This is a genomic window from Martinezella lusitana, assembly GCF_016901135.1.
GTDB classification, from domain to species: Bacteria; Pseudomonadota; Alphaproteobacteria; order Rhizobiales; family Rhizobiaceae; genus Rhizobium; species Rhizobium lusitanum_D.
In genome coordinates this window covers 304148-314920 of record NZ_JAFEVL010000020.1, presented here as the reverse complement: position 1 = coordinate 314920, position 10773 = coordinate 304148, and the positions used below count along the sequence as shown (strand labels likewise).

At 55.5% G+C, this 10773-nt stretch carries 15 protein-coding genes; 13 read left to right on the top strand and 2 right to left on the bottom strand.

Going from position 1 to position 10773, the window contains the following annotated elements; translation table 11 throughout:
* The first annotated feature begins 59 nt into the window (after positions 1-59).
* Both JTP94_RS08680 and JTP94_RS08675 read left to right on the top strand, forming a co-directional pair.
* Positions 60-305 carry a hypothetical protein gene (locus tag JTP94_RS08680; protein WP_204850112.1) on the top strand — a complete coding sequence of 82 codons (246 nt, stop codon included), beginning with the start codon at positions 60-62 and terminating at the stop codon, positions 303-305.
* Positions 295-1593, top strand: coding sequence for a hypothetical protein (locus JTP94_RS08675; protein WP_204850111.1), 1299 nt, complete (start codon positions 295-297; stop codon positions 1591-1593). The genes JTP94_RS08680 and JTP94_RS08675 overlap by 11 nt, the downstream gene beginning before the upstream one ends.
* 120 nt (positions 1594-1713) lie before the next feature.
* Here JTP94_RS08675 and JTP94_RS08670 read toward each other — a convergent pair whose 3' ends face one another.
* Positions 1714-1986, bottom strand: a complete 273-nt coding sequence (locus JTP94_RS08670) for a DUF3892 domain-containing protein (protein WP_204850110.1) — start codon at positions 1984-1986, stop codon at positions 1714-1716.
* 719 nt (positions 1987-2705) lie between these two features.
* Between JTP94_RS08670 and JTP94_RS08665 the strand changes: the two genes are divergently transcribed.
* The 6 genes from JTP94_RS08665 (at position 2706) to JTP94_RS08640 (ending at position 6745) form a co-directional block, all read left to right on the top strand.
* On the top strand, positions 2706-3437 hold the full coding sequence (locus JTP94_RS08665) for a hypothetical protein (RefSeq protein WP_204850109.1): 732 nt from the start codon (positions 2706-2708) through the stop codon (positions 3435-3437).
* A gap of 382 nt (positions 3438-3819) precedes the next feature.
* Positions 3820-4644, top strand: coding sequence for a hypothetical protein (locus JTP94_RS08660; protein WP_204850108.1), 825 nt, complete (start codon positions 3820-3822; stop codon positions 4642-4644).
* A 265-nt stretch (positions 4645-4909) separates the two neighbouring features.
* Positions 4910-5440 (top strand): hypothetical protein, encoded by a 531-nt coding sequence (locus JTP94_RS08655; protein WP_204850107.1) that lies wholly within the window; start codon positions 4910-4912, stop codon positions 5438-5440.
* An 8-nt stretch (positions 5441-5448) separates the two neighbouring features.
* Positions 5449-6048: a hypothetical protein gene (locus tag JTP94_RS08650; protein WP_204850106.1), complete on the top strand. Its 600-nt coding sequence runs from the start codon at positions 5449-5451 to the stop codon at positions 6046-6048.
* Positions 6045-6281 carry a hypothetical protein gene (locus tag JTP94_RS08645; protein ID WP_204850105.1) on the top strand — a complete coding sequence of 79 codons (237 nt, stop codon included), beginning with the start codon at positions 6045-6047 and terminating at the stop codon, positions 6279-6281. Before JTP94_RS08650 ends, JTP94_RS08645 begins: the two co-directional genes overlap by 4 nt.
* Complete coding sequence (locus tag JTP94_RS08640; protein WP_204850104.1) at positions 6281-6745, top strand: HK97 family phage prohead protease; 465 nt, start codon at positions 6281-6283, stop codon at positions 6743-6745. The genes JTP94_RS08645 and JTP94_RS08640 overlap by 1 nt, the downstream gene beginning before the upstream one ends.
* 36 nt (positions 6746-6781) lie before the next feature.
* Here the strand turns inward: JTP94_RS08640 and JTP94_RS35395 are convergent, their stop codons facing one another.
* Positions 6782-7063 carry a hypothetical protein gene (locus tag JTP94_RS35395; RefSeq protein ID WP_246754762.1) on the bottom strand — a complete coding sequence of 94 codons (282 nt, stop codon included), beginning with the start codon at positions 7061-7063 and terminating at the stop codon, positions 6782-6784.
* Between JTP94_RS35395 and JTP94_RS08635 the strand changes: the two genes are divergently transcribed.
* The 5 genes from JTP94_RS08635 (at position 6968) to JTP94_RS08615 (ending at position 10751) form a co-directional block, all read left to right on the top strand.
* On the top strand, positions 6968-7201 hold the full coding sequence (locus tag JTP94_RS08635) for a P27 family phage terminase small subunit (protein WP_312038143.1): 234 nt from the start codon (positions 6968-6970) through the stop codon (positions 7199-7201). The genes JTP94_RS35395 and JTP94_RS08635 overlap by 96 nt on opposite strands.
* Positions 7202-7639, top strand: a complete 438-nt coding sequence (locus JTP94_RS08630) for a hypothetical protein (RefSeq protein ID WP_204850103.1) — start codon at positions 7202-7204, stop codon at positions 7637-7639.
* Positions 7640-7730: 91 nt separating this feature from the next.
* Positions 7731-7886, top strand: coding sequence for a hypothetical protein (locus JTP94_RS08625; RefSeq protein ID WP_204850102.1), 156 nt, complete (start codon positions 7731-7733; stop codon positions 7884-7886).
* Positions 7886-9709, top strand: a complete 1824-nt coding sequence (locus JTP94_RS08620; RefSeq protein WP_204850101.1) for a NosD domain-containing protein — start codon at positions 7886-7888, stop codon at positions 9707-9709. The genes JTP94_RS08625 and JTP94_RS08620 overlap by 1 nt, the downstream gene beginning before the upstream one ends.
* A gap of 169 nt (positions 9710-9878) precedes the next feature.
* A complete protein-coding gene (locus JTP94_RS08615; protein WP_204850100.1) occupies positions 9879-10751 on the top strand; it encodes a hypothetical protein in 873 nt (290 codons plus the stop codon).
* Positions 10752-10773 lie beyond the last annotated feature (22 nt).

Genomic DNA, 10773 nt, shown 5'->3' with positions numbered 1-10773 from the left:
ACCACCCGTCAGCATTGCTGGCGGGCGCGCATTCGTGCGCCGTAACCACGGAGAATATAATGCGGGTTCTGTATTGTCACAAACTCAAGGAAGCCAAACAACGTGACTGCGTGGCGTTTGTCGACTTCGAACTTAACGACCACATCAGGCTGTATGCCCTGCGGCTTGTCCGCCAGCCGGATGGTTCATTTTACCTCTACGCCCCGCAAGCCGGAACGCGTCGCACAGCCACGTTCTCGCCATCGCTGGCAGGTCGGCTAACCGAATTGGCTGTCGCAGCCTACGAGGCTGCCAATGACCGGTAAGACGCGAGGTTACGCCTTTGACGTCGATGCTTGGATACAGTTCCATCTCTTGCGATTGGCGTCTTTCCACCCAGAAACGACCAAGGCTGATATCGCAGTGCTTGCCGAGATAATACAGCGCTATTGGGGCAAGTACGGCAACGGCTGGGCTACGCATGAACATCTTGGCGCGGCCGCAGGCATCAGTAAATCCTCTGTTATCAGATCGAAACGTAACCTAGAACTTCTGGGATTCATCACCGTTGTTCAAGCTGGCCGCCGGGGCAGCGCCACCGTCTACAAACCCAATTTCGCGCTCGTCCCACAAAAGGGTGTCACGGATGACACCGAAACAAAGGGTAGCATAGATGACACCGAAACTATCGACATGGGTGTCAGCAATGACACCATAACTCACGAATATGGTGTCACGGATGACACCCCCTCCTATCTACATGACCGGCCCACAAGGGCCGAGTCACAGAAAGATAGAAATGAATTCACCGCGCCTACGGCGCCGCCTGCGGTTGGCCTAGCGGCCACCGCCGCGGTAGCGGCGAAAGATGGATTCGAAGAGCTATGGCGAAAATACGATTACAAGCAGCGTAAGCGCGATGCGAGGGCCGCCTACGACAAGATTGCCCCCAATGCTGAGCTACATGCTGAGATTTTAACTGCAGCCAGCCGGTGGCAAACGTCGTGGGCAGCGCAGGGCAAGACCGATGCGCCGCGCTTCACCTTAGCCAAATGGCTCGAGCGTGAAGAATATGAGTGCGATCCGCCGACCGCGTATCAGCCGAAAGAAAAGAAGCGGAAAGCCGAGCCGACCGCTGGGTTGAAGCCCGCGCCTGCCGAGCAAAAGCCCGCGCCTGACTTTACAATCTATCCAAACAAATTCTTGTCGGCCATCATCGACCACGTCGATGTAGATACGCATGAAGACGGCGCTCTGATAATGACTGTATGGTTCCGCACACCAGACGGCATTAATGTCGACCACATGGTCATCATCGAAAGCCCGGAGCAGCAAGAGCAGGCGCGCGGCAAGGATGAGCTAGGGCTATTGCTAAGCGCGGTCGGCTTGGAGGACATCAACGACTCATCCGAGCTAGTTGGCCTGCAGGCTGAGATTGAAGTCACTCACAATAATAAATTTGTCTCTTGTTCGAAGCCGTGGGTTCCGGCACCCCGGTATCCGCGCAATGTCCCGAAGTTTGCCGACGTGGTCAAAAATACGCCCATGCTAGGTTGGTCCACCAAAATCTGCACTTCGGTGGACGACGAGGAGGAACAGAAGGAGGCGGCATGACTATCGCCAGCCCAGCTCCGCGACATCGCCGATAGGCAGCACGCGCCCGATACAGGCGACCAAATGAGAAGAAAGTAAACGGCATAAAAAGGCCAGCATTCGCGCTGGCCTGGCAATCAACTAAGCACATTCAGGCAAAGCAAGAAGATTGTCGCTCCACTTGCCATCGGCGTGCGTCCGCACGTACTTGCCGTTCGGTCCATTCACGACTGCTATATCTGCCCGCTTGCCATTCACCAAGGTGTAGAAGGTGTTTGTTTTAGCTTCTATGGACTCAATCACCTGGGCCCTCGTCCACTTCCATCCACCGGAAGGGTTTCCAAGGTGGGTGATGCCTTCATGGCTGCTATTGCGATCCCGCTTGTTGACGCAGGTTACCTGTACATCTGCCATTTTTGTTTAGCTCCGAATTAGACAGCAACTAGCAGGCGGCAGACCGAGATCTGCCGCCGACATTTGTCGATGATCAGACGATTACCGCGTCTTAGTGGGATCCACGAGGCGATAAGTAGATCCAGCAAGCGGAGTAGGCGGCAGGGTCTTGCCCTGTACGCCCGTACGCTCCGCCCCTGCGCCGCCGCGGGGGCCAATAATCTGATACTGTCCGGACTTCGGGACGATATCGCCGGGACGAAGAGGAGGCTTACTCATAATTGCGCATTCCCTCTGGCCTTGCCAAATCAGCTAGTGGGCGCTATCTACGGAGCTGTCGAGACTACCGTTGCGAGGCACGGCTTGCTTAGCGGCAAGCCAGGCAACCGCAGCAAACACACAAAAGCACGTCGATTCGTCGACGTGCTTTTTTAATGCCTGATACAACAGGTTAAGGCAAGGTTAATTTTGGGTGCAATTCCCTATGATCGCGGTTATACCCCAATAGTTAACACTGTCAACGCGAATAGTTAACAAATGGATAATTTGTCGCACTTTCTCGCGGAAGAGGCAGCCTTGCCTCTTGAAATTTCAACCTCGAATTACCACTCGCTTGTGGGAAGCTGCTTAACCCACTGACCGGCATAGGAGGTGGGTGGTTTCGCTCATCGCCCGGTTGGCGCTCACTACGGATCGCACTAATGTACCGTTACCGGCTTCATTTCCATTAAAGGTAACAGATGGCAGAAGTTCTCCCAAGCCAAGTAGTCAGCGCAATAGAGAGCATGTTTGGGCCTATGCAAGGCGACCTGCATCAAGACCGGATCAGACTGCAACATCAAGTTGAAGTAAGGTCCCTTCTGGAAATAATTGAGGACGTGCCCCGTGACCTCATTGCGTTGCCATTTACTGATTATCTCGAATTTAAACGTTGTCGCGCGGTTCTTTCCGAGGCTGTGGCGAGATGGAACTTTGGAGACATCCGGCCGGCATTTGGTGTTATGGGCAAAGACCCGGTGGAGCGCATCAAGCGACTTATGGGAAAATGCAGCGACGAGCTTCCACCGCGAGAACCTTTGCTCACCTTCATCGAAGACGAAAATACTCGCCTTTCAATCGAAGATCAGATTAGAGCAGCTTGGACTGACTTCTCTGCGAACGAGTGGATGGGCGCTACAGTGTTCGCAGGAGCGGCGCTCGAGGGAATCCTTCATTGGGCGTTGAAAGGTCGAGTGGACGACGTGAATGGTATGCGTTTGGCCAAAATGATCGAGGAGGCGCGAAATTGCGGCTTGATCAGTGAGGAAGCCAAGCAGCAAGCGAAGCTTGCGAAGGACGCGCGAAATCTCATCCATCCCGGTTGCACTGATCGTTCGGGGAGTGTGTGCACGCGCGCTACCGCTCTGATGGCGCTTGCCGCTGTCTATCGGGTGAGCGACGATCTGCATCGGCATTTTGCCGCGCAAGCTTGATTCCCCTAAGAACAGAGGGGTGCCTCTTGCCTCTCCGGCCGCCTGCCCAAGGTACCGGTCGGCCCCAAACGCACGCATTTTTCCGATTGAAATGTTGAGGGTATCGGACAAAAGGGCCGCCCGTGGGGGACCAAACGGCGGCCCAGTGACTGTGTGGCAGTCGGTAGGCAAAGGTACCTACTATTAAATAATATCATTTACGATTTAAATTTCAACAGATTTTTGAATTAATTAAATTGTTGCGATCACAAATTACAATTTTTGTCAAGTGAAACATTGACAAATTTGTCAAAATAGCTTAAGCTGCTGAAATAATACGAAGCCCGAAACGGGCCACCATCGCCGCTTTTGCGGTCGCCTATAACCGGGAACTTGCGAAATCATGAAATCATCATCGGTACGGCTCATCGAGCCGGCGTTTGCCTATGTCTATGAGGCTGCCAACGACAACGAGCCACGATCACACAGCGCACCAATCACGGCTCGCGCCAAAGCTGGTAGGCTATTTTCATCCGCAGAAGAAAACATACTCGCTGTTCGTACCATCAATCGAATGGATGCGTTGCTGGCGGCGGCCGAGTCCGATCAAACTTATACGACCACCGAATTCGGCAGCATCTCGAGCGACGTGGAAGACTGCGACGACTGGGCGCTTGGGCCCGCGATCGTCGAGGTTGCAGGCAGAAGCGCGGAGCGTGTAATCGAAGACTTTCACAACGGTTCGGTCGCATACCATGACCAGAAGGAGCCTTCAGACTATCCGCCGCTCTATATTCACGGCCGATTCAAGTTTAACGTCGATGGAATAATCATTGGCTACCGGTTGAACCGGGAGAAGCGCGAAGATGATCGCGATATCTGGGTTAGCAAATCCAGCCCGAAGTTTCCCGATAACGTCGCTACGCCGCGTGACCGCGCAACGACAGATCACCGAGGGATTCAGCCAGGGAAAACATCTTCAGTCGAGATCGTGACGCCGGCCAACGACAATTATGATTCCCGGTCGTGCATCACGTGGATCAAGGCCAGGATGGCGCCGGAACACTATGAAGCGGTTTACGACACGACGGCGGGACTAGGCTTCAACGAGATCGGAGTAGCGGCTGGATTCTCAGGTAAGCAGGCGGACGCTGTCGGCAAGGATCGCGTTATTTGCGGGCTTCGGCAGGCGGCCCGATTGCTAGCCGAGTGGGACGACGCATCGTAGGTGCACCAAGAAAGCGTCGTCAGAATCTACTATATGAAAGATCACAATGCCCGCCCTCGTGGCGGGTTTCTTTTTGCCGCTGGCGCTTTCGCAAGTTCATCTGGTGGCCTTTTCTTCCCTACGTCCACGTGCTGCGGATAGCGGGAATGCCTGCCAGTTTATTGGAATTTTCTGGCAGGCAACAATTACTCCGCCCGCTACCCTCGCTCGGTAGCGGGTTTTTTCTTTCCCAAAACCTCAACCTCAAAATCAAAGGCACCAAACCATGGCTACGGCGCTTCAGGCGTGCGAAGCGCTCGACGCAGCGCTGCGCCTATCATCAAAAACAGCAACATGGCATGCCGCTCGCCTACGCGCCGCTGGCCTTTTGCCGTCCACGCAAGGCAAGCCAGAACAGATCAACGCAAAGCATATCGCCGCTATCCTCGTTGCGATCGTCGCGAGCTCGACAGTCGTTTCGGATTATTTCGAAATGCCTTGCTCGTCCGGCGGCGCCAAGTTCGGTGAGACGTTGGCTCACTACATTGAGCGACCCGAAGACCTTTTCGAGGTCGTCATCGACGCAAACTCGCCGGCAGCGACGATCACTTTTCGCGCGGCTGATCATGGAATCCAAACATTATCGTTCGAAGCGCGCGAGCGCCACCCACGGCCAGCATTCGATAAGCAGGTGCGGCTCGGGCCGGATGTCTTCATTCACTTAGCAGCCGCAATCAAGTCGGCGCCCGAGGTTCGAGCAGGGCGTCGACCACTTCGCGAGCGCTACAGGCCATACGAAACAACCACTAAATTTTAGGAAATCCAATGAAACAGAAAACTGTAGTCCGCTCCCTCGAGGACGCGGATGCATCATACGCGTCCGCGAAAGACTTGCTGACAAGGCTGCGTGCTAGCCTTTCGGCCCTTGACCGGGAGGCCGACGACATTCGCACGCGGTTGGCTAGCAGGCCAGTTGCAGCAGAGAAGACAAGTCGCGTCGCCGCTCTGCTCGGCGAGTCAGTCGACGATGACAATGTAGCGCCAGACGGCGTGAGCGCGCGCCTGAAGGCCATCGCAGGCGAACGCGTGGATCTTCGCGCGGCAATCGAGATCGCGGCACAGCGGTTAGCCACTGCCCGCCACGCCGCTTCCAAAACAATCTGCACCGAGATCAAATCAGACTATTCGGCACGCGTCAAAGCCGTGGCTGATACGCTCGTGGCGGCTCACCAAGCACACGCCGAATTGCTAGAATTGTCAGAGCAGTTGAATGATCGGGACATCGCTTGGAGCGGCATCTTGCCGCCAATGCACGCGCACGCGATTTTCGGTCATGATGGGGGCAGGATCTCCGGATATCTGCACGATGCAGTACAGGCAGGCTTCATTGAAAAGAAATCGATCCCGGTGGAGCTACAACGATGACGGAACGCCACTACGCCACTCGCGGTCGCGAAATCGCAACGAAAGGCTCCCGCTCAGCACGTTCCGAAACTGAGATCCGGCTCGTCGCCACCAAGGTCGGAACTAAGACTGAGATGCTGCCGGACGATCCATTCGCCGTTGCCAAGATCCTCAGCGCGCGCAATGCAAAGCGGACGCCTGCGCAGCGCGCAAAGCAGCGCATGGCAGCAGCGTTGAAGAAGCGTGGTCGTTGATGTGGTTCACGGAGTCCGGCAGACCACCGCGACCCGGTGCCAGGACGCTATCTGGATACGCACTGAAATGGAACGTTCGCTCGGCTGTTCGTCCTGATTACGACGAGGTATTCGTGCCTCATTCGCTGGATTTCCCGACCTATGTAACAGCCGATATCAACCACGAATGTGCGCGACAGATCGCCTCAACGACGGACGGCTCGCTGCGCCTGCGGTGCGATGACATAGGACTCTGGGTCGAATTGGATTGCCCAGATAGTCAAGAAGGCGACGCCATGCTGCACGGCTCGCGCTTCGGCACGTTCACTGCGTGGTCAATAGCCTTTCGGGCAACTCGAGAGCGATGGGATCGCAGTGGTTATCGACCTCTGCGCATCGTCGAGCGGGCCAACCTCGGCGCCATCGCCCTTGCCGACCGCGGCGCGCACGTTACCACCATCGGCATTAAGTCAAGGATGACGTAACCATAGAGGGAGGGGCGACTCTTGCCTCTCCGGCCTCTAGCCAGGGACCGCCGGTTCCCAAAAATAAACGCGCACGAATCCCCGGTTGAAATAATTTTTTGGAGGCCATGAAACATCCCAGAAAATCCACTCCCAAAGCCTCCGAAACACTTGCGCGCATCGACCGCGAAGTGGTTTCGAAGTGTCGTCGAGGCCTTCGATCTCGAGGCTCATGATGTCCGATTGCTGACATTGGCGGCTGAATCTTGGGATCGCGGCCAGCAGGCCAGAGAAATCGTCGATCGCGACGGCATGACTTTCGAAGACCGTTTCGGCCAACCGAAAGCACGTCCGGAAATTGGAATCGAGAGAGATAGCAGGATCTCATTCGCCAGACTTCTTCGCGAGCTCGGCCTTGGTATCGGCGCGCCTGATGATGGCCGTCCACCTGGCCTAGCATCGAACAGAGGAAACTAAATGCCACGCAAGTTCCGACAATCCAAACGCCGGCAGGCAACATCGGACGCGTGGCTTGCATGGGCCATCGGTGAACACATCGAGCAATCCGATCCCCGTTGGGCGGAATGCATTATCTTCGAATACATCTTCACTGATGACGATATCGAAGCTCTATGGCGCGCCGACGGGGAGCGCGTCGTTGCAGCTTGGGTCGCAGACTACCCCGGCACCCGGCCGGAACTCTGGTGGCGATTTGACGCGTCGGAAGATCGCCGAACACTGGATGGAAGAGAAGCGTCCTGCACTTTTCCGCGCAAGCGAAACGGTGCGGTTGCTGTTGGCGTGCCGGCTACATACGAGAGCCAGGCCGCCTATCTGGACCGTCTGGGCCTGCTTCCTTCTGGCGAACGAAAGCGCCTTTCTCCGGCAGACTATGAGCCGGAAGTGGTGCGTTAACACGCGCTGATCGCCGCCTAGCCACACACCACCCCACAACCCGACACCCCAGCCTGGCCGCGCGCCGGGCTTCTTTTCTATTGGAGATTCAATGTCACTTCCCCCACCGCTCGCGCCTTCAAGCGCCGGCGCGCCTCTCCACGACTTCAACGACGACACCACACCCGCCTCAGACGTCGACGCGGCTGCCTACGATTTTGGCGACGACAGCGATGATTCAACCTTTGACAATGATTGGAATTCTTAATGCGAGTAGCTCGTAGACTTGCTGGTATCGGCGCCGACGATCTCACCACCACCGCCGCTTTCGATGCATATGTCGGTCCATCTCGTGAAGTGACAGTCGACCCGGCGCGCGGCCTTATCAAACTGCATGATGGGTCGACCGCAGGCGGCATATTCCCTACAGGACTGCAAAGCAGCGTTGTTTCTCGTGCGGCTTTGGCGGCGTTAGATACAACGCAGGTAAAGGTTACCTACCTGAAAGAAGCCGGCCGCGAGGGGGCGTTCATATGGGTGACGGGCGACAAATCTGCACAGATCACGGCAGACACTGCGCAGGGCCTTTTCGTCAAGGCAACGGCAATTGCAGCAACATCAGGCGCATGGCAGCGCGTATATACTGGTCCTATTAGCCCGCTCTGGTTTGGGGCGACGATCGACGGCGTGAATAGCGCAACGGCGTTTGGCGCGTTCATTGATGCCATGACGTTCTTTGGTATTGCGGGCGAGCTGCCGGCGGGCATCATCGATATCAATGGTGCTGTCACGCGAAACATCGGCGCAAAACCGTTTGTCCTTCGCGGCCTTGGTCGGGATATTTCGAAGCTTCGTTTCAATAGCGGCTCGGGTGGTTTTGATATCACTGCGACGAGTGATGCGGCGCACACGCAAATTCAGCGATGCATTGAAGCGACTGACTTCATGTTGCTTACAAGTCAGGCGGGCGGCGGCGAGGCGTTCAAACTTACCATCTCCCCGACTATCGCTTCATCGGTTACCAACGGGTTTCGATTTGATATCGCCGTTCGTGGCGATAATGTTGCTGCCGACTACTGGAACAGTGGCATTCACGTTTTTGGCGGCTGGAACGGCGATATTGTCGGGTGCGACATTAAGGGGTTGGATGACGCCACCTATCCGTTTGATATGGAAGACGGCATCTTTCTTGAGCAGTGCAACGATTGTCGCGTAAACGGAAATCGCGTCTATCACGCAAATAAGGGCGTTCATCATAAGACAACGGTCGTTTCTTACGGCGACGGGACAACGATCAACGACAATCGCTTCGTCGGTGTCGGCTACGGCATTTACGGTGACAGCACCGTGGCAATTGTCGAGGAAGACATCAGCGGCAACCATATCAATGCTTATGTCAGCGGCATTAATATGACTAACTTGTCATCTACGCCGGTTACCAAAAATCTGATCTATAAAACGAATCTGTCCTCGCAACTCGACTGGTCGGGTATCGGGGTGGCAAACGGATCGTTCAACAGCTATGTCGAAAACCAGATTGGCACCCCAGGCGCTCCGGCTGTGGCCTCCAACTTTGGCATCATTCTCAGCAACTGCAACGATGAAATCGTCGGCTTCAACAGTTTCGTTCCGCTTACCGCTGGCGGCACGTTCTACGGAGTGTTCCTTAGCGGCACGTCAGATCGTTGCTCCGTGTTCAAGAATAAGGGACACACGGGAGTCATTACAAACATTGTCGGCTCAAATCCCACATCACTGGGCAAAGCAAACACCTTCGATGACAATAAGCCGTTGGCGGCGGCAGCAACAGCCTTTGCGGCTAACGATGCAACGCCGAGCGTTGGCAATGATCTGAACGGGCAGTGGAAGACTGCAAACTCGTCCGCCACGTCTATCACGACGCTTGACGATATGGCGCTAGGGCAGATAGTTCGTATTCAGATCAACGATACGAACACGACATTTGTCTACTCAGCCAATTTTGCGCTACGGGGCGGCGTCAATGTCACGGCGCCGGCCGGCGCCGGCTTTTTCATTGAGTTTATGAAAACTGCTTCCGGCGTCATCTCAGAAATTGGACGGGGATTCTGAGCGATTGAAGAACATGGCGCCCCAACGGCGCGCAATCTGGCGCAACTTGTAGTGGCGGTCGGTTGATAAAGGGGCGGCCTTCGAGCCGCCTCAAAATCAGTTCGCTGCCGCTGGTACTTTGACTTGAAGTTGCATTTGATATTCACTCGCTAAAATGGCGGGGCTCAATATGAATATCGAAAAGATCGATCCGATCCGGATCAGTTTTAAAGGCTTGGATGCAGACAACCACATGGTGGAGTTGGGCGCACTAGCTGCTTCGCTACAGGGCGCCGCTAAAATCATTGGGGCTGGCGGCCAAGTCGCGCTAACGGGCAGATATGCGAAGCGTGATGTTACCGGAAGCGTGCGAGTGCTCGGCCTGCCTCCGCAGCCTGGCTCATACGAATTTTGGGTAATGGTGACGTCGTATGGTGCTGCAAGCCTGACTCCCGTTCTCCCGATAATTGAGACGGCAGTGCGCACCGCAGCAACGAAAGCGACCGAAGCAATCGTGAACAACACCATTGCCCGGTGGGCGGGGAGAAGCAAAGACGTGGATCAGTCTAACGCCGTCGCCATCAAGGCTCTGGAGGAGATGGGCCATACCACTCGTGCTGCAATGGAAATGGTCGAGCGGGTCGCTCTGTCAAACCACACAGCGGCTAAGATGGTCGTAAACCCGATTGGTCTTTCCGCGGCAACCGTCCAGATAGGTCACATAAGCAGCGGCGCCTTCCCGGTCACGGAAGTAGATCGCCAGACCATTGAAAGAGCCGAGCCCATCGAGATTGGCGAAGAGCGAACGATGCAGGTGCATATCACCGAGTTGGATCTTGTAACCAAGTCTTGCAAGGTCTCGGTCGCAGAGAGCGACAAGCCCGGGAAGCGAATACCCGGCCAGATTACGGACCCGCAAGTGGCTCTCCCCGGCAACCCGTATTCAACCGCATTTGACTCTCAGCTAAAGATATCTGTCAGATGCAAGCCCCAATATTCCGATGGGGAGTTGGATCGTCTGTTCATCTCCGACATTGCTAGAGAGCAACCCTCAGCATCATAGCTATCTGCAGACGTATGTATGT

What these genes read in the sequence shown, in the direction of transcription:
- JTP94_RS08670 (WP_204850110.1), bottom strand. Translation starts at nt 1,986, where the DNA reads ATGGCAGATGTACAGGTAACCTGCGTCAACAAGCGGGATCGCAATAGC.
- JTP94_RS08615 (WP_204850100.1), top strand. Translation starts at nt 9,879, where the DNA reads ATGAATATCGAAAAGATCGATCCGATCCGGATCAGTTTTAAAGGCTTG.
- JTP94_RS08675 (WP_204850111.1), top strand. Translation starts at nt 295, where the DNA reads ATGACCGGTAAGACGCGAGGTTACGCCTTTGACGTCGATGCTTGGATA.
- JTP94_RS08620 (WP_204850101.1), top strand. Translation starts at nt 7,886, where the DNA reads ATGCGAGTAGCTCGTAGACTTGCTGGTATCGGCGCCGACGATCTCACC.
- JTP94_RS08645 (WP_204850105.1), top strand. Translation starts at nt 6,045, where the DNA reads ATGACGGAACGCCACTACGCCACTCGCGGTCGCGAAATCGCAACGAAA.
- JTP94_RS08640 (WP_204850104.1), top strand. Translation starts at nt 6,281, where the DNA reads ATGTGGTTCACGGAGTCCGGCAGACCACCGCGACCCGGTGCCAGGACG.
- JTP94_RS08650 (WP_204850106.1), top strand. Translation starts at nt 5,449, where the DNA reads ATGAAACAGAAAACTGTAGTCCGCTCCCTCGAGGACGCGGATGCATCA.
- JTP94_RS08625 (WP_204850102.1), top strand. Translation starts at nt 7,731, where the DNA reads ATGTCACTTCCCCCACCGCTCGCGCCTTCAAGCGCCGGCGCGCCTCTC.
- JTP94_RS08665 (WP_204850109.1), top strand. Translation starts at nt 2,706, where the DNA reads ATGGCAGAAGTTCTCCCAAGCCAAGTAGTCAGCGCAATAGAGAGCATG.
- JTP94_RS08660 (WP_204850108.1), top strand. Translation starts at nt 3,820, where the DNA reads ATGAAATCATCATCGGTACGGCTCATCGAGCCGGCGTTTGCCTATGTC.
- JTP94_RS08630 (WP_204850103.1), top strand. Translation starts at nt 7,202, where the DNA reads ATGCCACGCAAGTTCCGACAATCCAAACGCCGGCAGGCAACATCGGAC.
- JTP94_RS08655 (WP_204850107.1), top strand. Translation starts at nt 4,910, where the DNA reads ATGGCTACGGCGCTTCAGGCGTGCGAAGCGCTCGACGCAGCGCTGCGC.
- JTP94_RS08680 (WP_204850112.1), top strand. Translation starts at nt 60, where the DNA reads ATGCGGGTTCTGTATTGTCACAAACTCAAGGAAGCCAAACAACGTGAC.